The 20,237-nt window shown below is 60.3% G+C and carries 20 protein-coding genes and 2 pseudogenes; 10 read left to right on the top strand and 12 right to left on the bottom strand.

All coding sequences use genetic code 11. From position 1 onward, the window contains the following. Positions 1 to 4 precede the first annotated feature (4 nt). The 3 genes from C5F70_RS25655 to C5F70_RS25645 are packed head-to-tail and all read left to right on the top strand — an operon-like array spanning position 5 to position 2,315. Positions 5 to 721 carry a DUF484 family protein gene (locus tag C5F70_RS25655; RefSeq protein ID WP_017845172.1) on the top strand — a complete coding sequence of 239 codons (717 nt, stop codon included), beginning with the start codon at positions 5 to 7 and terminating at the stop codon, positions 719 to 721. A gap of 2 nt (positions 722 to 723) precedes the next feature. Then, complete coding sequence (gene xerC / locus C5F70_RS25650) at positions 724 to 1,623, top strand: tyrosine recombinase XerC (RefSeq protein WP_046381665.1); 900 nt, start codon at positions 724 to 726, stop codon at positions 1,621 to 1,623. Then, complete coding sequence (locus C5F70_RS25645; protein WP_102617843.1) at positions 1,620 to 2,315, top strand: HAD family hydrolase; 696 nt, start codon at positions 1,620 to 1,622, stop codon at positions 2,313 to 2,315. Before xerC ends, C5F70_RS25645 begins: the two co-directional genes overlap by 4 nt. A gap of 109 nt (positions 2,316 to 2,424) precedes the next feature. On the opposite strand, the gene sutA is transcribed toward C5F70_RS25645, so the two are convergent. The 4 genes from sutA to glnK all read right to left on the bottom strand — a co-directional run bounded on the left by sutA (position 2,425) and on the right by glnK (position 5,202). After that, positions 2,425 to 2,751, bottom strand: coding sequence for a transcriptional regulator SutA (gene sutA, locus C5F70_RS25640; RefSeq protein WP_017845175.1), 327 nt, complete (start codon positions 2,749 to 2,751; stop codon positions 2,425 to 2,427). A 103-nt stretch (positions 2,752 to 2,854) separates the two neighbouring features. Continuing rightward, positions 2,855 to 3,280 (bottom strand): secondary thiamine-phosphate synthase enzyme YjbQ, encoded by a 426-nt coding sequence (locus C5F70_RS25635; protein ID WP_017845176.1) that lies wholly within the window; start codon positions 3,278 to 3,280, stop codon positions 2,855 to 2,857. A 212-nt stretch (positions 3,281 to 3,492) separates the two neighbouring features. Then, entirely contained in the window at positions 3,493 to 4,830 is a 1,338-nt protein-coding gene (locus C5F70_RS25630; RefSeq protein ID WP_017845177.1) for an ammonium transporter, read from the bottom strand. A gap of 33 nt (positions 4,831 to 4,863) precedes the next feature. Beyond that, positions 4,864 to 5,202, bottom strand: a complete 339-nt coding sequence (gene glnK, locus C5F70_RS25625) for a P-II family nitrogen regulator (RefSeq protein WP_002555808.1) — start codon at positions 5,200 to 5,202, stop codon at positions 4,864 to 4,866. Between the two features lie 422 nt (positions 5,203 to 5,624). Here glnK and C5F70_RS25620 point away from each other — a divergent pair, with 422 nt between their 5' ends. After that, the gene (locus tag C5F70_RS25620; protein WP_017845178.1) at positions 5,625 to 5,888 is read left to right on the top strand and encodes an accessory factor UbiK family protein; all 264 of its coding nucleotides are present in this window, start codon (positions 5,625 to 5,627) and stop codon (positions 5,886 to 5,888) included. Positions 5,889 to 6,102: 214 nt separating this feature from the next. After that, positions 6,103 to 7,599, top strand: coding sequence for a YifB family Mg chelatase-like AAA ATPase (locus C5F70_RS25615; RefSeq protein WP_104904255.1), 1,497 nt, complete (start codon positions 6,103 to 6,105; stop codon positions 7,597 to 7,599). Between the two features lie 384 nt (positions 7,600 to 7,983). On the opposite strand, the pseudogene C5F70_RS25610 reads toward C5F70_RS25615, so the two are convergent. Further along, positions 7,984 to 8,397: pseudogene (locus C5F70_RS25610) on the bottom strand (EamA family transporter); the annotation flags it as partial. A gap of 83 nt (positions 8,398 to 8,480) precedes the next feature. Between C5F70_RS25610 and tnpB the strand changes: the two are divergent. The 3 genes from tnpB to C5F70_RS25595 are packed head-to-tail and all read left to right on the top strand — an operon-like array spanning position 8,481 to position 10,666. After that, entirely contained in the window at positions 8,481 to 8,840 is a 360-nt protein-coding gene (gene tnpB / locus C5F70_RS25605) for an IS66 family insertion sequence element accessory protein TnpB (RefSeq protein ID WP_046489445.1), read from the top strand. An 18-nt stretch (positions 8,841 to 8,858) separates the two neighbouring features. After that, positions 8,859 to 10,361, top strand: coding sequence for an IS66 family transposase (locus tag C5F70_RS25600; RefSeq protein ID WP_102619022.1), 1,503 nt, complete (start codon positions 8,859 to 8,861; stop codon positions 10,359 to 10,361). After that, positions 10,358 to 10,666, top strand: coding sequence for a hypothetical protein (locus C5F70_RS25595; RefSeq protein WP_104903687.1), 309 nt, complete (start codon positions 10,358 to 10,360; stop codon positions 10,664 to 10,666). Before C5F70_RS25600 ends, C5F70_RS25595 begins: the two co-directional genes overlap by 4 nt. 148 nt (positions 10,667 to 10,814) lie before the next feature. Here the strand turns inward: C5F70_RS25595 and C5F70_RS30700 are convergent. Then, a pseudogene (locus tag C5F70_RS30700) lies at positions 10,815 to 11,215 on the bottom strand (EamA family transporter); the annotation flags it as partial. An 88-nt stretch (positions 11,216 to 11,303) separates the two neighbouring features. Continuing rightward, on the bottom strand, positions 11,304 to 11,561 hold the full coding sequence (locus C5F70_RS31645) for a hypothetical protein (RefSeq protein WP_158683889.1): 258 nt from the start codon (positions 11,559 to 11,561) through the stop codon (positions 11,304 to 11,306). A 310-nt stretch (positions 11,562 to 11,871) separates the two neighbouring features. On the opposite strand from C5F70_RS31645, the gene C5F70_RS31280 reads away from it, so the two are divergent. After that, positions 11,872 to 12,000 carry a hypothetical protein gene (locus C5F70_RS31280; protein ID WP_256588307.1) on the top strand — a complete coding sequence of 43 codons (129 nt, stop codon included), beginning with the start codon at positions 11,872 to 11,874 and terminating at the stop codon, positions 11,998 to 12,000. 10 nt (positions 12,001 to 12,010) lie between these two features. On the opposite strand, the gene glyA is transcribed toward C5F70_RS31280, so the two are convergent. Genes glyA through C5F70_RS25580 form a run of 3 tightly spaced genes read right to left on the bottom strand, consistent with a single transcriptional unit; the run spans position 12,011 to position 15,355 of the window. Continuing rightward, on the bottom strand, positions 12,011 to 13,276 hold the full coding sequence (gene glyA, locus C5F70_RS25590; protein ID WP_104904253.1) for a serine hydroxymethyltransferase: 1,266 nt from the start codon (positions 13,274 to 13,276) through the stop codon (positions 12,011 to 12,013). A gap of 25 nt (positions 13,277 to 13,301) precedes the next feature. After that, complete coding sequence (locus C5F70_RS25585) at positions 13,302 to 14,117, bottom strand: YggS family pyridoxal phosphate-dependent enzyme (RefSeq protein ID WP_104904252.1); 816 nt, start codon at positions 14,115 to 14,117, stop codon at positions 13,302 to 13,304. Continuing rightward, complete coding sequence (locus C5F70_RS25580) at positions 14,114 to 15,355, bottom strand: benzoate/H(+) symporter BenE family transporter (RefSeq protein ID WP_104904251.1); 1,242 nt, start codon at positions 15,353 to 15,355, stop codon at positions 14,114 to 14,116. The genes C5F70_RS25585 and C5F70_RS25580 overlap by 4 nt, the downstream gene beginning before the upstream one ends. Positions 15,356 to 15,497: 142 nt before the next feature. On the opposite strand from C5F70_RS25580, the gene C5F70_RS25575 reads away from it, so the two are divergent. Next, on the top strand, positions 15,498 to 16,997 hold the full coding sequence (locus C5F70_RS25575; protein WP_104904250.1) for a PLP-dependent aminotransferase family protein: 1,500 nt from the start codon (positions 15,498 to 15,500) through the stop codon (positions 16,995 to 16,997). A gap of 17 nt (positions 16,998 to 17,014) precedes the next feature. Here the strand turns inward: C5F70_RS25575 and C5F70_RS25570 are convergent, their stop codons facing one another. Together C5F70_RS25570 and C5F70_RS25565 are read right to left on the bottom strand one after the other, a co-directional pair. Continuing rightward, on the bottom strand, positions 17,015 to 18,991 hold the full coding sequence (locus tag C5F70_RS25570) for a methyl-accepting chemotaxis protein (protein ID WP_017846027.1): 1,977 nt from the start codon (positions 18,989 to 18,991) through the stop codon (positions 17,015 to 17,017). Positions 18,992 to 19,168: 177 nt separating this feature from the next. Then, on the bottom strand, positions 19,169 to 20,089 hold the full coding sequence (locus C5F70_RS25565) for a LysR substrate-binding domain-containing protein (protein WP_026139908.1): 921 nt from the start codon (positions 20,087 to 20,089) through the stop codon (positions 19,169 to 19,171). Positions 20,090 to 20,237: the final 148 nt, after the last annotated feature.

Below are 20,237 nucleotides of genomic sequence, written 5' to 3'. Positions count from 1 at the left end.
GCAAATGACCGATAAGCCTCAAGTACCCGCACAAGCATCCCCGAGCGAAAGTCTGGAGGCCGCTGCCGTCGCGGCGTACCTTGAGGCTAACCCGGACTTCTTCGTCGAACACGAAGAACTGCTGCCGGCCCTGCGCATCCCCCACCAGCGTGGCGATACCGTGTCGCTGGTGGAGCGGCAGATGAAGATCCTGCGCGAGCGCAACATCGAAATGCGCCATCGGCTCTCGCACTTGATGGACGTCGCCCGCGATAACGACCGCCTGTTCGACAAGACCCGTCGCCTGATTCTGACGCTGATGGACGCCACCAGCCTGGAAGAAACGGTGATCGCCGTGGAAGACAGCCTGCGCCAGGACTTCCAGGTGCCCTTCGTCAGCCTGATCCTGTTCAGCGACAACCCGATGCCGGTCGGGCGCTGGGTCAGCGGCGGCGAAGCGCAAACGGCGATCGGCGGCCTGCTTTCCGAAGGCAAGACCATCAGCGGCACCTTGCGCGAGCATGAGCTGGACTTTTTGTTTGGCGCCGAGCAGCGCAAGCAGATCGGTTCGACCGCCGTGGTCGCCCTCAGCCATCAAGGCCTGCATGGGGTACTGGCCATCGCCAGCCGTGATCCTGCGCACTACAAAAGTTCGGTAGGCACGTTGTTCCTGACCTACATCGCCGAAGTGCTGGGCCGCGTATTACCGCGCTTCACCACCGCCCTGCGCGCGGTGCGCTGACCATGGAACGGCAACTGGACGCTTACTGCGCACACCTACGCAGCGAGCGCCAGGTGTCGCCCCACACCCTGGAAGCCTACCGACGGGACTTGAACAAGGTCCTGGCCTACTGCGAAAAGCAGCAGATCCCCAGCTGGAAGGCCTTGGACATCCAGGGCCTGCGCAGCCTGATCGCGCGCCTGCACCAGCAGGGCCAATCCTCGCGCAGCCTGGCGCGCCTGCTGTCGGCGGTGCGCGGCCTGTATCACTACCTCAACCGCGAAGGCCTGTGCGACCACGACCCGGCCAATGGGCTGGCCCCGCCCAAGGGCGAGCGGCGGCTGCCCAAGACCCTCGACACCGACCGCGCCCTGCAATTGCTCGATGGCGCCGTCGAGGACGACTTCCTGGCCCATCGCGACCAGGCGATCCTGGAGCTGTTCTATTCTTCGGGCCTGCGCCTGTCGGAACTGACCGGGCTGAACCTCGATCAGCTCGACCTCGCCGACGGCCTGGTGCAAGTGCTCGGCAAAGGCAGCAAGACCCGCGTGCTGCCGGTGGGCAGAAAGGCCCGGGAAGCGCTGCAACTGTGGCTGCCCCTGCGCGCACTGACCAACCCGGCGGACGACGCCGTATTCGTCAGCCAGCAGGGCCGACGCCTGGGGCCGCGGGCGATTCAACTGCGGGTCAAGGCGGCCGGCGAGCGCGAGCTGGGGCAGAACCTGCATCCGCACATGCTGCGGCACTCGTTTGCCAGCCATTTGCTGGAGTCGTCCCAAGACCTGCGCGCGGTGCAGGAACTGCTCGGCCACTCTGATATCAAGACGACACAGATCTACACCCACCTGGACTTCCAACACCTGGCAACGGTGTACGACAGCGCCCATCCACGGGCCAAACGCATCAAGGGCGGCGACTCATGAGTATCAAGCTGATCACCTTCGACCTCGACGACACTCTCTGGGACAACGTCCCCGTCATCATCAGCGCCGAAGCGTCGATGCGCGAATGGCTGGCCACCCATGCCGCCAAGGTCGGCGAACTGCCCCTGGAACATTTCGCCAGTCTTCGCCAGCAGGTGCTGGAACGCCATCCCGAACTCAAGCACCGCATCAGCATGCTGCGCCACCGCGTACTGATGCACGCGTTTGAAGAGGCCGGTTATCCACAACCTGAAGCGACGGAAATGGCCGATGTGTGCTTTGAAGCGTTCATTCATGCGCGCCACCAGCTCACCGTATTCCCCGAAGCCGAGCCGATGCTGCAAGCGCTGCGCAAACACTTCCTGCTGGGCGTGATCACCAACGGTAACGCTGACGTACAGCGCGTCGGGTTGGCGGACTACTTCCACTTTGCGTTGCGCGCCGAAGACATCGGCATCGCCAAGCCGGATGCGCGGTTGTTTCAGGAAGCGCTGCAACGGGGCGGGGTGGATGCCAGCGCGGCGGTGCATATCGGCGATCACCCCGGTGACGACATCGCCGGAGCGCAACAGGCGGGGCTGCGTGCCGTGTGGTTCAACCCGGCAGGCAAGGTCTGGGAAGGGGATAAACTCCCGGATGCGCAGATTCGCAGCCTGACGGAACTGCCTCCGTTGCTCAAAAGCTGGCAGTAAGTGGGAGGGGGTTTGCCTATATTGGCAGGCGGTGAGTCGTAGGAATTTGTTTCAGGCATGAAAAAGCCCGCAGCGACGGCGGGCTTTTCCAGCAAGCCAGAAGCAGACCTCAGATAGGTCGGCTGCCGTACTTGTTATCCGGCTTCTTGGGTGGATCTGCTACCACGTTGGCCTCGACTTCCTGCACTTTGCCGCCTTTAGCGAGGAATTCCTCCATCGCACGGGCCAGCGCGTCGCGCTCTTTGTTCTTGGCTTCAACACTTGGCAGCTCATCGACCGAAACAGCGGCCTTGGCTTTGCCTTTGGCAGCCGGAACAGGAACGTCATCGCCACCGTCGTCGTCAGCAACGTCTTCCGCTGCCGCCTCAAGACCTTCTTCGGTGTCGTCTTCGTCGCCTACTTCCAGTTCGTCGTTTTCCAGATCATCGTCGCTCATGTTCTACCTCATGACTTGCGAAAAGCAGATTAGTTATAGCCCAGCTTCACCATCTGTCGAAGGTCGCCGGAAAAAAATCAACATCCACCGGATAACCAGTGGCTTATGCCCCATCACCGTGCAAAGTGGCGAGGACTTTACGAGCACCGCCATGATCACGGTGCTCGCCCAGATAAACACCTTGCCAGGTCCCCATCGCCAAGCGGCCGGCCTTGACCGGCAAACTCAGCTGGCAACCCAGGAGACTGGCCTTGAAGTGCGCCGGCAGATCGTCCGGGCCTTCGTCGTTGTGTTCGAACCCGGCTCGGCCTTGCGGCACCAGCGAGTTGAAAAAACGCTCGAAGTCACGACGAACCGCCGGATCGGCATTCTCGTTGATGGTCAACGAGGCCGAGGTATGCTGCAACCACAGATGCAACAGGCCCACGCGACACGCCTTCAATTCAGGCAAACCGGCAAGCAACTCGTCGGTTACCAGGTGAAAGCCCCGGGGCTTGGCCCGCAGGGTAATCAGGGTCTGTTGCCACATACAGTTCTCCGCCCATCGGCGCGCATTCTAGCGCGCTCTGGGAAAAAACAAAGTGTCGAATACGCCTACATGCCTGTAAGACATTCGCACCCGGAAAAGTGCCGTGTGAGCGCCATCATCCACGCGACGCAAAAACCCGGCATCCCGCGTCATGAGTGACAAACACCAGACAAAAAAATGCCCGGCAAGCCGGGCATGTTTTTTTCGCCTACTTACAAGTTGTAGCCGCGTTCGTTGTGTTGTGCCAGGTCGAGGCCGACAGCCTCTTCTTCGTCGGTAACCCGCAGGCCCATGACCATATCCAGCACCTTGAGGATGATGAAGGTCACGATGGCGGTGTAGATCACAGTGAAGCCGACGCCTTTGCACTGAATCCAGACTTGGGCTGCCACGTCAGTCACGGTGCCGAAGCCGCCCAGGGCTGGGGCTGCGAAAACGCCCGTGAGGATCGCACCGACGATGCCACCGATACCGTGTACGCCGAACGCATCCAGGGAGTCGTCGTAGCCCAGCTTGCGCTTGAGGCTGGTGGCGCAGAAGAAGCAGATCACACCGGCAACCAGGCCGATCACCAGAGCGCCCATCGGGCCCACGGTGCCTGCCGCAGGCGTGACGGCGACCAGGCCAGCCACCACACCCGAGGCGATGCCCAGGGCACTTGGCTTACCGTGGGTGATCCACTCGGCGAACATCCAGCCCAGCGCCGCAGCAGCTGTAGCGATCTGGGTCACCAGCATCGCCATACCGGCAGTGCCGTTGGCCGCAGCAGCGGAGCCGGCGTTGAAGCCGAACCAACCGACCCACAGCATGGCCGCACCGACCAAGGTGTAACCCAGGTTGTGAGGGGCCATCGGGGTAGTCGGGTAGCCTTTACGCTTGCCAAGCACGATGCACGCCACCAGACCAGCCACACCCGCGTTGATATGCACCACGGTGCCACCAGCGAAGTCCAGCACGCCCCAGTCCCACAGCAGGCCACCATTGCCGCTCCAGACCATGTGTGCGATCGGCGCGTAAACCAGGGTGAACCAGATAGCCATGAAGATCAGCATCGCGGAGAACTTCATGCGCTCAGCGAACGCACCGACGATCAGCGCCGGGGTGATGATGGCGAAGGTCATCTGGAAGGTGACGAACACCGCTTCCGGAAACAGCGCCGCAGGCCCGGTGATGCTGGCCGGGGTTACGCCCGCCAGGAACGCCTTGCCCATGCCGCCAAAGAAGGAGTTGAAGTTTACAACGCCCTGCTCCATGCCGGTCGTGTCAAACGCGATGCTGTAACCGTAGATGACCCACAGAATGCTGATCAGGCCAGTGATGGCAAAACACTGCATCATCACCGACAGAATGTTTTTCGAGCGAACCATACCGCCGTAGAACAGCGCCAGGCCGGGAATGGTCATGAATAGCACCAGCGCGGTGGATGTCAGCATCCACGCTGTGTCGCCGGAATTGAGGACTGGAGCAGCCACTTCGTCTGCCGCCATGGCCAGGCTTGGCATTACGATGGACAACAGGGCTCCGAGCCCTGCGAATTTACGCAGAGTCATATTGTTTTCTCCTGGGGCGTTGGGTTTGGCGGCTTAGATTGCGTCGGTATCGGTTTCGCCGGTACGGATGCGAATAGCCTGTTCCAGATTGACCACAAAGATCTTGCCGTCACCGATCTTGCCGGTGTTGGCGGCCTTGGTTATCGCCTCGATAACCCGATCAAGATCCTTGTCGTCAATGGCGACATCAATCTTCACCTTCGGCAGGAAATCAACCACGTATTCCGCGCCGCGATACAGCTCGGTGTGACCCTTCTGCCGCCCGAAGCCTTTGACCTCAGTAACGGTAATGCCCTGCACGCCGATTTCGGACAACGACTCGCGTACATCGTCCAACTTGAACGGCTTGATGATGGCAGTGACTAGCTTCATGAAAACTCTCTCCCGAATTGGTGGACTTGCCCCAGGAAAACAAACCCGTCTCAAGTCTAAGCGCAGCGCCTGGCTTTGTAACGCATCGTCGCAAGAGCAGTTGCCATTGCGACGCCAGCGAACCACTGGTGACGAAACCTGTACCCCTGATCCGTCGGCGCACTGCATTCGTCACAGCGACTGCATCAGTGCATGGGTCATGTTCGTCTAAGCAGAAACCTTGCCAGCTCCGTAAAAACCACTGAAATCAGTCCCTTGCCCACTTATGCCCACCTGCGGGGCTTTTTGGCGGGGTGATTGCGCACGAAAACGGTGCGCTACCGCCCGACACCCTGCGCGAAAAGCGTGCGCCCGAGGTCGTGGAAATGACTATAGACGCTGCGTGATACACTGCCCGCCAACAGTTTTCCGGAATATTTCCCATGCTCGCGCCCAAAGACCTCCTCGACGCCCTGAGCGGCCATGCCTCCCGCCTGTTCAGCGGCGAGACCCCACTGCCCCGCAATGAAATCGAAAGCCAGTTCAAGGCCTTGCTGCAAAGCGGCTTCAGCAAGCTCGACCTGGTCAGCCGGGAAGAATTCGACAGCCAAATGGTGGTGCTGGCCCGCACCCGAGCACGCCTGGAAAGCCTGGAGGCGAAAGTGGCGGAGCTGGAAGCGCGGTTGACCCCGGCAGCCTCCGAATAACCCCCGACCAATGTAGGAGCTGGCTTGCCTGCGATGGGATCGACTCGGTCCCTCTGATACGCCTGACCGCTCCTATCGCACGCAAGCCAGCGCCCCCACCTGTTCTGCGTCACTCTGCGGATACGTTCTGTAAAACCTCCCGCGTCCCGCTCTACCCCACCTCGTCTACCCTTGAAAAACCGCAGGAAGCGGTCCGCCCTTTCAAGGAATGAGCATGTCCCTCGCCATCGTCCACAGTCGCGCCCAGATCGGCGTCGAAGCCCCTGCCGTCAGCGTCGAAGTACACATGGCCAATGGTCTGCCATCACTCACCCTGGTGGGTTTGCCGGAAACCGCCGTCAAGGAAAGCAAGGACCGCGTGCGCAGTGCCATCCTCAACTCCGCGCTGCAATACCCGTCCCGCCGCATCACCCTCAACCTCGCGCCCGCCGACCTGCCCAAGGACGGCGGGCGTTTTGACCTGGCGATAGCCCTCGGGATTCTCGCGGCGAGCGTGCAGGTGCCGACGCAGATGCTCGACGACGTGGAATGCCTAGGGGAATTGGCGCTATCGGGCGAGGTACGCGCAGTGAAAGGTGTGTTGCCGGCAGCGCTCGCGGCGCGCAAGGCCGGACGCAGCGTGATCGTGCCCCGGGCGAATGCCGAAGAGGCCTGCCTGGCATCGGGGTTGAAGGTGATTGCGGTGGACCACCTGCTGCAGGTGGTGGCGCACCTGAATGGGCATGTGCCGATCGAGCCCTTCAAGTCCGACGGTTTGCTGTACTTGAACAAACCTTACCCGGACCTCAGCGAAGTCCAGGGCCAACTCGCCGCCAAACGCGCACTGCTGATCGCTGCGGCAGGCGCGCATAACCTGTTGTTCAGCGGCCCGCCCGGCACCGGCAAGACCTTGCTCGCCAGCCGCCTGCCGGGTTTGCTGCCGCCGCTGAGTGAGCACGAAGCGCTGGAAGTGGCAGCGATTCAATCAGTGGTCAGCCTGGCGCCCCTGAGTCATTGGCCCCATCGGCCGTTTCGCCAGCCGCACCATTCGGCCTCCGGCCCGGCGCTGGTGGGTGGAGGGTCAAAGCCGCAACCGGGGGAAATCACCTTGGCCCACCATGGGGTGCTGTTCCTGGATGAGCTGCCGGAGTTTGATCGCAAGGTGCTGGAGGTTTTGCGCGAGCCACTGGAGTCGGGGCATATCGTGATCTCCCGCGCCCGCGACCGCGTGAGTTTCCCGGCGCGCTTTCAACTGGTCGCCGCAATGAACCCCTGCCCTTGCGGTTACATGGGCGACCCCAGCGCACGCTGTCGCTGTACGCCGGAGCAGGTCCAGCGCTATCGCAACAAACTCTCCGGGCCGTTGCTGGACCGGATCGACCTGCACCTGACCGTCGCTCGCGAAATCACCGCGCTGAACCCGGCCCCGCAGCCCGGCGACAACACGTCCACCGCCTCGGCACTGGTAGCCCAGGCCCGGGACCGCCAGCAACAGCGCCAGGGCTGCGCCAATGCGTTCCTCGACCTACCGGGATTGCGCCAGCATTGCGCGCTGTCGAGGCCGGATGAAGCCTGGCTGGAAAGCGCCTGCGAGCGCCTGACCCTGTCCCTTCGCGCGGCCCACCGCCTGCTCAAGGTCGCCCGCACGCTGGCGGATCTGGAGCAAGGACAAAGAATTGCTCGTCATCATCTGGCGGAGGCATTGCAGTACCGACCAGCGCCCTCCACCTGAGCGCCTATACATAACTTAATCCGCTATCTGCCAGATATGATTCAACTCACATGAGCTGCTACAATCAGAGCTAAGCTATGTCCCGCCAGCTCATAAGTATGGCTCGGCACTCCGTAAAAATTAATATACTGCGGCGCAGTGCATACACTGCAATCTACATTGAAGAACTTTCTAGCCCCCTCAGAGGTGGCGAATCAGTTATCTTTATACCTCTATCAGACCCATCAGAAATCAAGTTTCCTTGACCACCATCAAAAACAAACTGAACATTTACTTCTGAAAGCCTCCGCAAAACTCTGGTATAAGCTGATTTAGGGCGTCACTCATCATTTCAATAAAAACCGCCACCACTACAGCAATAGATTAAACTTACAGAAACCTCAATCAATTAAACATATGCAAAATTATGGCCCCCATCAATACAAGTATGACACCGCAGACCTGCCAGCCTCCCAGCCGCTCCTTGAAGACCAAACAACCTAATACCGCCGCTATTCCACCCGAAAGCGTGCTAATTACGGTAACAACAGATACTGAACCATTAATAGCCCCCCAAGAAAAAGCGGAAAAACCACCTAAATTAAGTAAACTAGCCATACCTAACAAGCCAACATTTTTGGGGGACGGCAATTTAAGTCCAGCATCCAATTTAATTACTATAAAAAACAACACGAACAGTCCTACGGCGTAACCCAGCCACAGCATGGTAATTGGGCCTAATACTGGAAGCGTATATTTCCCTTGTATCCAAAAGCTTGTGCCATACAGAATTGCCGCTGCAAGACCAAAAAATATTGTAAGCGATCCATCACCTACACATTCAAAGCCGCCCATTGAAGCCTGATGCTGTGCTCCCGATCTCTTTACGGAGCCAGCACCTCATGATGCGTCCCGACGCCAAAGTCGAAAAAGTCTACCTCTACCCCAAGCCCGTGGATTTTCGAAAATCCATCGACGGCCTCGCCGCCCTGGTCGAGCTGGATATCAAGGTGGCGGTATTCGACCCGGTACTTTTTGTTTTTCTAAATCGCCCCCGTAACCGGGTGAAAATCCTTTACTGGGAGCGCAATGGCTTTTGCCTTTGGCTCAAGCGCCTGGAGTCCGAGCGTTTCAAAACCTCGCCCGACGCGACTGACGAAGCCATCGTATTGAGCGTCCAGGAACTGAACTGGCTGCTTGACGGTTTTGACCTGTGGCGCAACCGTCCGCATCAGGTTTTGACGCCGCGATTTGTTGCTTGATTGGGTATAATCCGGGCCATGACTTCGATGCCCGACAACCATCCCGATGACCCGGCTGCGCTCAAGCAATTACTTGCTCAGATGCAGTCGAAAGTCGCTCTTCTTGAAGAGGAAAATGCACTGCTTCGTCAGCGCCTGTTCGGACGAAAATCTGAGCAAACCGTTGATCCGATGACACCACAGCTGCCGTTGTTCAATGAAGCTGAAAGTATCGCCACGCCAGTGCCCGTTGATGCTGAGGAAGAAGTTGTCGCCCCGACCAAACGCCGTGGCAAACGCAAGCCTCTACCCGCTAACTTGCCACGAATCGAAGTCATCCACGAACTCCCCGAACACGAACTGACCTGCATTTGCGGCTGCCGCAAACATACCATCGGCGAAGAAACCAGCGAACAGCTGGAGATCGTGCCGATGCAGATCCGGGTGATCAAACACATCCGCAAGGTCTACGGCTGCCGTGGTTGTGAAACTGCACCGGTCACCGCCGACAAACCCGCGCAACTGATCGAAAAAAGCATGGCCAGCCCCAGCGTGTTGGCCATGTTGCTGACCGCCAAGTATGTCGATGGCCTGCCGCTGCACCGTTTCGAAAAAGTCCTCGCTCGCCACGGTGTCGATATCCCGCGTCAAACCCTGGCGCGCTGGGTGATCCAGTGCTGCGAACACTTCCAACCGCTGTTGAATCTGATGCGTGATCGGTTACTGGAAAGTCCGATTGTTCACTGCGATGAAACGCGAGTGCAGGTGCTCAAAGAGCCAGGTCGAGACCCGACCAGCCAATCCTGGATGTGGGTACAAGCCAGCGGCCCACCGGCGCGACCAATCCTTCTTTTTGACTACACCACCAGTCGAGCGCAGGAGGTGCCGTTGCGGCTGCTCGGCGACTATCGTGGCTATTTGATGACTGACGATTACGCCGGCTATAACGCCTTGGCCGCACAGCCGAGTGTCGAGCGTTTGGCTTGTATGGCCCATGTACGGCGCAAGTTTGTCGATGCGCAGAAAGTGCAGCCCAAGGGTAAAACCGGTCGGGCCGATGTTGCGCTGACGATGATCAACAAGTTGTACGGTATCGAACGTGATTTGAAAGAAATGACGGATGAGCAGCGCTTTGCCGGTCGCCAGGAAAAGAGCTTGCCGGTGCTCGCGCAGTTGAAAAGCTGGCTGGAGAAAACTCAGCCGCAAGTCGCATCGCAAAGTGCTCTCGGCAAGGCGCTCAGTTATCTGGGTAGCAACTGGAGCCGGCTGGAACGTTACGTGGAGGCCGGTTTTTTACCGATCGACAACAATGCCGCCGAAAGAGCGATAAAGCCGTTTGTCATAGGGCGCAAGGCATGGTTATTCAGCGATACGCCCAAGGGCGCCACCGCCAGTGCCCAGATCTACAGTCTGGTCGAAACGGCTAAAGCCAACGGCCAGGAGCCCTATACGTGGCTGCGCCACGTACTGGAGCGATTACCGCAGGCTGAATCAGTTGAAGATGTTGAGGCGTTACTACCCTGGAATTGGAGGGCATCATGAGTATCAACATTGATCATCTGAGCGTCGATGAGTTAGTGACATTGAATCATCACATTATCGAACGGCTGAAGATGTTGGAGTCATTGGAGGCTCATAAATCGATGATGCAGTTCCATCCGGGAGCACGGGTAAGCTTCGATTCACCCAATGGTGAGCGCCTGTCCGGTACCGTCATGAAGTTCAACCGCAAAACCGTCACAGTGGTAACCGACACCGGCCAGCGCTGGAATATTTCGCCGCACTTACTGTCACCGATCAAAAACGTACAGGCGGGGATGGTGGTGGATATCAGGCCGAAAAAATGAAGTAACTGTGCCGAGAATCGTCTCCGCGCCAGCATGATTTGATTCCTCCCCACCTCAGGCGCCGTCTGTTTGGATAAGTGGGGTTTATGGATCAGTTACAAAATATTGACACTCTATTTTGGCGTTTTATATTCACGTCAGCACCCACATGGATGCTTGTAAGCAAGACTCCAATGACACAGATTAAAATACCGGCGAACTGGCTAAAAACAATAACATCTCCACTAGCCCAGGCTAGCGCGGTGGTAAATACACCATAAGAGGTTATCAGCGGTGCAATAACTGCGGTCTTCCCGAGCGCAAACGCTTTGGAGAGGGCTAGAGCACCTGCAACAGTGCATACCGCAGCGGCTAGCCCCAGCCCCCAAATTACCGAAGACGCTGACAGCGACTTGATAAAATAGAATGGGTAAAGCAATAACAGAATGCTCATCAACACAAAACCTAATGCCTGGCCAAAAAAAACAGCCCTTTTTACGCCGACAGCACGAGCATTCAACCCTACAAGAAAATCAGTGCCCCCCAAAACAACGCGGCAACAAACCCCATAATCACATCCATTACTGTAGTCCCCTTCCCACCCCGTTAAATTATTTTTATGTAATTAGCAGAAAGTAGTCGAGATTCGACAAAAAAGTCAACTTCTCACTTTTACAGCGGCGTTTCTCCTGCATAACTCAGCAAAAAATGTTAGCGGCGACTGAGTCAACACAACCGATAAAAGTGCGACAACTAGGAAAATACCGTAGGCATTTTCCGAAAAAATCCCAAGTTGCAATGCGATACTCGATCTTACAAGTTCGAAGAGTCCTTTCGTATTCATCAGTAACCCGACCTCCATGGCTATGGTCGGACTCAGCCCGCAGATTCGACCTCCTAAATATATGCCAATCACTTTTCCGAGAAAACCACTGACTAAAAAACACCTAGCCACAACCAAGTATCAAGTTGCAAGAATAGCCAACACTGGCCTGAAGCCCAAAATAGTCAAAAAATAGAGGCCTGAAAAATATATGCTCAAAATTCCCGATAGTTCGTATCCAAGTACGCTGAAGCGCTGAGACCTTGCAAGATACATATGCCGCGATTACCAAACCTATGGGTTGATGGAACCCTAACTCTGAGGCTACCTCATCACTCGCCAAACAATAACAAATCACAACAATTAGCTGGATGCCATTATTTATCTCAGTCAGTCGTTCGCAGTGAAAGGTGCATTGCCAGCGGCGCTGGCGGATCTGGAACACACAGACAGCATCCGCCGCAGCCACATCGCCGAAGCCCTGCAATACCGCCCCTCAGCCTCCAGTCAGGTCGACAGCGCCAACGTTTAGAAGGGAAAAGTCAGCGATAAACCGGGTGTCGGCGGCACAGCGCAATCACCTGTTCACGCACCTGCAGCGCAACGCTATCGCTTTCCCCACGTTGCAGGGCGTCCAGGACATCGCACAGCCAAGCGGCCAGTTGCTCGCACTCGAACACGCCGAAACCGCGGGTGGTGACGGCCGGCGTGCCGATGCGCAGCCCCGAGGTGACAAAGGGGGAGCGCGGATCATTGGGCACCGAATTCTTGTTGGCGGTGATGCCGGCGTTGCTCAAGGCCGCATCGGCGTCTTGGCCGGTGTAAGGCCGGTCGGACAGGTCGATCAACATCATGTGGTTATCGGTGCCACCCGAGACAATCCTGTAACCGCGCCGCTGCAACACGGCCGCCATGGCCCGGGCATTGACCACGACCTGAGCCTGATAGGTTTTGAACTCGGGCCTCAAGGCTTCCTTGAAGGCCACCGCCTTGGCGGCAATCTGATGCATCAACGGCCCACCCTGAACACCCGGGAACACCGCCGAATCGAGCTTTTTGTAAAACGCTGCGTCCTGGCCCTTGGACAAAATCAACCCGCCTCGCGGGCCACGCAAGGTCTTGTGCGTGGTGCTGGTAACCACGTGAGCGTGCGGCAACGGGTCCGGGTACTCGCCAGCGGCGACCAAGCCGGCGACGTGAGCCATGTCGACCCAGAAAATCGCATCGACCTTGTCGGCAATCGCCCGCATGCGCGCCCAGTCTTTGTACCGCGAGTAGGCCGAAAACCCGCCGATCAACATCTTCGGCCGCGTTTCCACAGCGATGCGCTCCATCTCGTCGTAGTCGAGCAAGCCCGTCTGCGGGTCGAGCCCGTAAGGCACGATGTGGTAATGCCGGCCCGAGAAGTTGGAGGGGTTGCCGTGGGTCAGGTGGCCACCCTGGGCCAGGTTCATGCCCATCACCGTATCGCCGGGGTTGATCAAGGCCAGGAACACCGCGGCGTTTGCCTGGGCGCCCGCATGGGGCTGCACGTTGGCGTAATCGCAGTCGAACAGGGCCTTGACCCGTTCGATGGCCAGGCGCTCGGCCACATCGACGTATTCGCAGCCGCTGTAGTAGCGCTTGCCGGGGTAGCCCTCGGCGTATTTGTTGGTCAGTACCGTGCTCTGGAGACTCATGACCAGCGGGCTGGCGTAGTTTTCGGAAGCGATCAGCTCGACATGGTCTTCCTGACGGCGCTCCTCGTTATGAATCGCCTCACACAGCTGCGGGTCGAAGCTTTCAAGTGTCAATGTTGAGTCGTACATGATGAACAGGTCCTTGCTGGAAAAGTCAGGTCGTTGACGGTTGATCGGCGCTCGGCCAGTAGTAGTCATCCGGCATGGCGCGGGCGCCGAAGATGGCCTGGCCGACGCGGACAACGGTCGCGCCTTCCTCGATGGCAATCTCGAAATCCCCGGACATGCCCATCGACAATTCCTCCAGGCTGACGCCCGCCGGGGCGTTATCGCGCAGGCGCTCGCGCAGTTCGCGCAGCCGCACAAAGCACGGGCGCACGCGGGCCACATCGGCCGAAAACAGCGCCAGCGTCATCAGCCCGCGAACGCGCAAGGCCGGGAACGCTGGCAGGGCCTGCAGAAAACCCGCAACGGCGTGCGGCTCCAGGCCGTATTTGCTGGTTTCCCCGGAGGTATTCACCTGCACGAACACATCCAGTTGGCGCCCTTCGATCTGCAGGCGACGATCCAGCGCCTCGGCCACTCGCAGGCTGTCCAGCGCCTGGAACTCACTGGCAAAGCGCGCGACCTGCTTGGCTTTGTTGGTTTGCAGGTGGCCGATCACCGACCACTGCAGATCGGCCAGATCGCTCATGGCCTGCCATTTGCGCTGGGCTTCCTGCACCTTGTTCTCACCCAGCAGCCGACAGCCCGCCGCATACGCCAGGCGCAGGTGCGCCTCGTCAAAGGTTTTGCTGACCGGCAACAAGCGCACGCTCGCCGGGTCGCGTCCGACCCGCGCACAGGCACTGGCGATACGTTGCTGTACGGCCGCCAGATTGCGCCGGAAGTCCTCCACGCTGCTGGCCTGCGGGTAACGCCCGTGACGCGCATGCAGGGTGGCGCTGGCTGGCGGTTCGGCGCGCATCATTGGGCCGCTCCCTTGGCCGCCGCCACTGCCTCGGAAGCCGGCGCACGGCGACGTGGCAAGCGGCCGTTGAGCAACGCATACGCAGCCAACCCGATCAACAACCCCCAAAACGCGCCGCCGATCCCGAGCAGGTTGATGTTGGCGGCGCACGCCAGAAAGGTGATCAGCGCGGCTTCACGCGACCTGACGTCCGCCATCGCGTTGGCCAGGCTGGCGCCGATGGTGCCCAGCAGGGCCAAGCCGGCCAGCGTGGTGATGAATGCCGGCGGGAACGCCATGAATACGGCGGCCAGCGTTACCCCGAACACCCCGACGAGGATGTAGAACACCCCAGCGGCAACCCCGGCGACCCAGCGCTTGGACGCGTCCTCCGAGGCTTCCCTGCCCGTGCAGATGGCCGCCGTGATGGCCGCGACGTTGAACGCGTGCGAGCCGAACGGCGCCATCAGCAGCGACCCCAACCCGGTCACCGTCAGGATCGGGTTGGCGCTGGTCTTGAAACCATCGTTGCGCAACACCAGCATGCCCGGCATGTACTGGCCCGTGAGGGTGATCAGAAACAGCGGCAGCGCCACACTGAGCAACGCATTGAGCGAAAACTCGGGCCGGGTGAATACCGGCGCCGCCAGTTGCAGGGACAGGCCCGACAAGTCCACCCGCCCCTGCACCAGCAGGAATCCCAAGCCCAGCAGCAGAATGCCGACGACCGCGTAGCGCGCAGTAAAGCGCTTGAGCCCGACATAAGCGGCGATCAACACGCCGACCAGCACCGGGTCGAGGCTCATGCCACCAAACGCGCCGATGCCGAACTGCAGCAGAATCCCCGCCAGCATGGCCGCCGCGATGCCCGGCGGAATCAGCCGGATGACTTTTTCGAAACAGCCGGACAGCCCCAGCAGCACAAACGCAGCGGCTGAAACCATGTACGCGCCGACCGCCTCGGCGTAAGGCGTGGCAGACAGCGCGACCACCAGAAACGCCGCAGCAGGGGTCGACCAGGCGGTGATGATCGGCTCACGGCTCACCCAACTGAGAAACAGCCCGGTCACCCCCACGCCGATCGATACCGACCAGACCCACGAAGCCGTCAGCTCGGGGCTGAGCCCGGCCACCTTGGCCGCCTGAAACACCAGAATGAACGTACCGCCATAATTGACGATGACTGAAATCAGCCCGGCCACGATGGGGTGCAACAGGTCGCGCGGGCGCAGCGGCGACGGCGATATTGACGAAGACATAGGGACTTTGCTCCTTGCCAGACGAGGGATTGAGCCTCGTGTGATGGGTCATTGGCCGGCGTGAAGGCAGTGGCACAGGTGAAAGTCTACGGATAGACTGGCCTGCTATTACCGGCCAATTCTTCAGGGCGAGGCAGACCGCATGGCAAAATCCTTCGCGCTGGAAACCCTGCAGATGCGCCTCAACGACGCGCAATTCCAGCAGTTGGGCCTGCACCAGCGCATTCAACGCGCGCTGCGCGCCTTGATCCTCGACGGCGCACTCTCGCCGGGCCTGAAGCTGCCGGCGACGCGGGTGTTGGCCACGTCGTTGGGGGTCGCGCGCGACACGGTGGAGAACGCCTACGTGCAGTTGCACCGCGATGGTTTTATCGTGCGGCGCGAGGGCTCCGGCAGTTACGTGTGCGAGGCCATCGGCACCGAATTGCGCGGTGCCTCGCGCCGCCGCATCAAGGCGCAGGCCGTCAAAACCAGCCAGGCCGCACCGGGCGCCGGCTTGAGCCTGCGCGGGCGGATGATCCTCGACAGCGGCGGCGTGAACGATCAACAGGTGATCAAGGCATTCGCCACGGGCCTGCCCGAAACCCGCTCGTTCCCGACCGATGTGTGGGAGCGCCTGCAGCGCCAGGTGATGAAGGACTATCGCAGCAGCGTGCTGTTGCACGGTGACCCGCAAGGGGCCGAGTCGTTACGCAAAGCCATCGCGACGTACTTGAACCTTGAGCGTGGGGCGAAGTGCTCGCCCGACCAGGTCCTGGTGCTGAGCAGTACACGCCAGGCGCTGTTTCTGTGTGCGCAACTGCTGGTGGACGTCGGTAAACCGATCCTGCTGGAAAACCCAGGCTACTACGGCGCCAGGAAGGCCTTCGAAACCGCCGAGGCCAAGGTCGTGCCCATCGATGTCGATGCGGCGGGCATCCGCACCGACCTGCTGCACGCCGACCGCAGCGGCGCCCATTGCGTGTATGTCACGCCGTCTCATCAATACCCGACCGGCGCCACGCTGACCCTGGAGCGGCGTCTGGAGTTGATCAACTGGGCCGCGGAAAAAGGCAAATGGGTCATCGAAGATGACTACGACAGCGAGTTCCACTACGAAGGCAAACCCACTGCCTGCGTGCAGGGCCTGGACAAGTACCAGCGCACGCTGTACCTCGGCACCTTCAGCAAGACCCTGTTCCCCGGCCTGCGCATGGGCTACATGGTGCTGCCCCCGGAACTGGTCAAGGCCTTCACCTATGCGCGCAGCATGATGGACGGCCACACTCCGCAAATCCTGCAACTGACGCTGGCGCGCTTCATGGAGGACGGGCATTACAACGCCCATGTCCGGGCGATGCGCAAACTCTACGCCGGGCGCCAAGCCATCATGCTCGACGCCATCGGCAAGTACCTCGGCGATGTGGTCACGGCATGCCGGCCCCAGGGCGGGCTGCAAATCCCTTGCGTGCTGCATGAGGGGTGGTCGGAAGAAAAAACCATCCGCCAGGCCGCCAGCGCGAGTGTGCAACTGTCCGGCCTCAGTCGGTTGTATGCCGGTGCGGCCACGCAACAGGGATGGTTATTGGGCTACTCGTCCTTGACCGCCCATGAAATCGAAACCGCCATGCAGCGCCTGGCTAACGCGCTCAAGGCACGCTAGGCGTTCCAGGCGCGCCTTCAACGAAACCGATCGACCTCTTGGCGCAAGCCTGCCGCCAGCGTCTCCAGCTCCTTGGCGGTAATCGCCAGGTTCGACACCACTTCGCGTTGCTCGCTGTTGGCCAGCGCAATGCTCTGCAGGTTGCTGCTCAGCAACGTCGCCGTGCTGCTCTGCTCCTGGGTGGCGGTGGTGATCGCGGCGAATTGCTGCCCGGCCGAGCGGCTTTGCTCGTCGATGCGCGCCAGGGCCGACGCCACGTCGGCGTTGCGTGACAGGCCTTCCTGCATCAGCGTATTGCCCTGTTCCATGGTGCTGATGGCGTTACCGGTTTCCTGCTGGATGCTTTGGATCATCCCGGAAATCTCATCGGTGGCCTGGCGAGTGCGCGAGGCCAGGTTGCGCACTTCGTCGGCGACCACCGCAAACCCACGGCCCTGCTCACCGGCGCGGGCGGCTTCGATGGCGGCATTGAGCGCCAGCAGGTTGGTCTGTTCGGCGATCGAAGTGATCACGCCAACGATCCCGCCGATTTCCTGGGAACGCTGGCCCAAGGTGTTGATCACCGTGGCCGTGCTGTTCAGGGCGGTGGCGATGTGTTCCAGGGACGACGACGCCTCCTGCATCGAGTTGCGGCCGATGCGGGTCTGCTGCGCGTTTTCCTGGGCCAGGCGCTCGGTGTTGCCCATGTTGTCGGCGATGTTCAGCGAAGTGGCGCTGAATTCCTCCACCGCGCCGGCCATGCTGGTGATTTCGCCGGACTGCTGCTCCATGCCTTCATAGGCACCGCCGGACAAACCGGACAACGCCTGCGCCCGGCCGTTGACCTCTTCGGCGGCCCTGCGGATGTGCGACACCATGGTCGACAGCGCTTCCCCCATCTGGTTGAAGCTGCGCGCCAGTTGGCCGATCTCGTCATGGCTCGACACGTTCAGGCGCGCGCTCAAATCACCGCCGCCCAAGGCTTCGGCCTGGCGTACCAAGTCGCTCAACGGCGCCAGTTTGCTGCGCAACAACCACACCGTTGCGCCCACCGCCAGCAGCATCGCCAGCATGCTGCCGATCACCAGGCGAATGCCCACCGACCACGTGACCGCGCGGATCTCGGCTTTCGGCATGCTCGCCACCACCGACCAGGGGCCGCCGGCAAACGGCACCGAGACGCTGTAGAAATCTTCCTGCTTGTCGCTCCAGAAGCGGCCCTTGCCGGGCGCCTTGGCCAGGTCCAGCATCACCGGCACAGCCTGGTCCGGCGCCTGCACCCCGGCCGGCGGTACCAGCCAGTGTTTCTGCTCATCCAGCAGCGCCAGCGAACCGGTCTGGCCGATGCGGAAGCGCTTGAGGTTGGCGAACTGGGCATTCTGCTCATCGGTGTAGTCGAAGCCGATGAACAGCACCGCGATGACTTTGCCGCTGGCGTCGCGCACCGGGCTGTACTGGGTCATGTAGGAGCGATCGAACAGCACGGCGCGGCCGATGTACGTCTGCCCACCGACCACCCGCGAGTAGGCCGGCCCCTGGCGATCCAGCACAGTGCCGATGGCACGGCTGCCGTCCTGCTTGGTCAAGGACGTGCTGATGCGGATAAAGTCGTCGCCGCTGCGCACGAACACCGTGGCCACGCCGCCGGATATCTGCTTGAACTCGTCGACGTCACCGAAGTTGTTGTTCAGCAGCGCCTTGCCCAGGTACAGGCTCGGGGTCTGCACGCCGGCCACGGCGACCGGCTGATCCGCCTGCACACTCAAGCCGGCGCCGAAGCGTTTTTCAAACAGCCCGCTCAAGCGCTGAGTGCTCTCGCGCAAGGTGCCGTGGAAGGTACTGAGTTGATCGGCCAGCAGCCGCGCCTCGCTGGCCAGATGTTCTTCCCGGGTATCGAGGTTGGCGGAGTCGAGGGAACGCAAGGCAAAAACCGTACTGCCGCTGATGACGACAGCCAGAATCACGGCTAACGCGAGGCCTAGCTGGGAGGCGATCCGAGCACGAGGTTGAGACATGACAGCTCCTGGCCGAGGCCTGGATCATCCTGATCTCATAGCGTTGCTCGGCAAATTATCTGGTGAGATTCGTTGGTGCACGATAGTTCCAACACCCCTACTTCGGCGGCGCCGGGCAATACTTGAGCGAAGTGCAGGGGTATCACGCAAACGATTGCTCTCTCACGCTGAAGCGATTCAATCGAGACGCTCGACGACAGGCAACACCATGGCCTGCACTTCGCCCTGCAGAAACTCCGCCAGCCGGCGCAGACGCTCGCCGCCCGGGCGGGTTTTCGGCCACACCAGGTAATAATTTTCCCCACTGGCGACGGCCGTCGGCCACGGCAGGCTCAAGCGCCCCTGGGCCACGTCTTCGGCGACCATCAGCAGATCGCCCATGGACACACCGTAACCCCGGGCGGCGGCGATCATGCCCAGCTCCAGGGTATCGAACACCTGCCCGCCCTTGAGCGACACCTGGGCGGACAGCCCCATACGCTCCAACCAGTTACGCCAGTCGCGGCGGTCGGGTGTGGGGTGCAGCAACTCGGCGCTGGCCAGGCGATTGACGTCCCATGGGCCGTCGCTTAACAAATTGGGCGCGCCGACTGGAATCAACAGTTCCGGGAACAGGTAACTGGCTTCCCAATCCGCCGGAAAGTGCCCGTCGCTCAACAACACCGCGCAGTCAAAAGGCTCCTGGTTGAAGTCGACTTCATCCACGCTCATCCACGCGCTGGTGAGCTGCACTTCGTTGCCCGGCTGCAAATGCCGGAAACGGCTGAGCCGCGCCAACAGCCAGCGCATGGTCAGGGTCGAGGGTGCCTTCATCCGCAAGATGTCATCTTCGGCGTTCAAGGTATGACAGGCCCGCTCCAGCGCGGCAAAGCCCTCGCGCACCCCGGGTAGCAACAGGCGTGCGGCCTCGGTGAGCTGCAGGTTGCGCCCGCTGCGCAGGAACAGGCGGCAGGCGAAATGCTCTTCGAGGGTGCGGATATGCCGGCTCACCGCACTTTGGGTGATGGACAGCTCCTGCGCCGCACGGGTGAACGAGTTGTGTCGGGAAGCGGCCTCAAAAGCCCGTAGCGCATAAAGCGGAGGAAGACGACGAGACATAAGGAAAGCTCCGACAGCACGATGCTGAAACCCTACCAGAATCAATCAGGCATGAGTTTTAATCATGCGACCAATCGCTTTTATCCCTTTGTGCAATGAGCTGAGAGCGCCGAGAATCGACCTTCTCCCCCTCCTCCGAAAATTTGAG

It is taken from the genome of Pseudomonas sp. LH1G9 (genome assembly GCF_002949975.1).
Classification (GTDB): domain Bacteria; phylum Pseudomonadota; class Gammaproteobacteria; order Pseudomonadales; family Pseudomonadaceae; genus Aquipseudomonas; species Aquipseudomonas veronii.
Note: the sequence above shows the minus strand (reverse complement) of the source record. Positions and strands in the feature narration are given on the sequence as shown.

Coding starts and splice junctions, on each gene's coding strand:
- C5F70_RS25570 (WP_017846027.1), bottom strand. CDS start 18,991: ATGTCTCAACCTCGTGCTCGGATCGCCTCCCAGCTAGGCCTCGCGTTA.
- C5F70_RS25620 (WP_017845178.1), top strand. CDS start 5,625: ATGCTCGCGCCCAAAGACCTCCTCGACGCCCTGAGCGGCCATGCCTCC.
- C5F70_RS25580 (WP_104904251.1), bottom strand. CDS start 15,355: ATGTCTTCGTCAATATCGCCGTCGCCGCTGCGCCCGCGCGACCTGTTG.
- C5F70_RS25630 (WP_017845177.1), bottom strand. CDS start 4,830: ATGACTCTGCGTAAATTCGCAGGGCTCGGAGCCCTGTTGTCCATCGTA.
- C5F70_RS25645 (WP_102617843.1), top strand. CDS start 1,620: ATGAGTATCAAGCTGATCACCTTCGACCTCGACGACACTCTCTGGGAC.
- C5F70_RS25565 (WP_026139908.1), bottom strand. CDS start 20,089: ATGTCTCGTCGTCTTCCTCCGCTTTATGCGCTACGGGCTTTTGAGGCC.
- sutA (WP_017845175.1), bottom strand. CDS start 2,751: ATGAGCGACGATGATCTGGAAAACGACGAACTGGAAGTAGGCGACGAA.
- C5F70_RS25595 (WP_104903687.1), top strand. CDS start 10,358: ATGAGTATCAACATTGATCATCTGAGCGTCGATGAGTTAGTGACATTG.
- C5F70_RS25575 (WP_104904250.1), top strand. CDS start 15,498: ATGGCAAAATCCTTCGCGCTGGAAACCCTGCAGATGCGCCTCAACGAC.
- C5F70_RS25655 (WP_017845172.1), top strand. CDS start 5: ATGACCGATAAGCCTCAAGTACCCGCACAAGCATCCCCGAGCGAAAGT.
- C5F70_RS25585 (WP_104904252.1), bottom strand. CDS start 14,117: ATGATGCGCGCCGAACCGCCAGCCAGCGCCACCCTGCATGCGCGTCAC.
- glnK (WP_002555808.1), bottom strand. CDS start 5,202: ATGAAGCTAGTCACTGCCATCATCAAGCCGTTCAAGTTGGACGATGTA.
- C5F70_RS25615 (WP_104904255.1), top strand. CDS start 6,103: ATGTCCCTCGCCATCGTCCACAGTCGCGCCCAGATCGGCGTCGAAGCC.
- xerC (WP_046381665.1), top strand. CDS start 724: ATGGAACGGCAACTGGACGCTTACTGCGCACACCTACGCAGCGAGCGC.
- glyA (WP_104904253.1), bottom strand. CDS start 13,276: ATGTACGACTCAACATTGACACTTGAAAGCTTCGACCCGCAGCTGTGT.
- C5F70_RS25635 (WP_017845176.1), bottom strand. CDS start 3,280: ATGTGGCAACAGACCCTGATTACCCTGCGGGCCAAGCCCCGGGGCTTT.
- tnpB (WP_046489445.1), top strand. CDS start 8,481: ATGATGCGTCCCGACGCCAAAGTCGAAAAAGTCTACCTCTACCCCAAG.
- C5F70_RS25600 (WP_102619022.1), top strand. CDS start 8,859: ATGACTTCGATGCCCGACAACCATCCCGATGACCCGGCTGCGCTCAAG.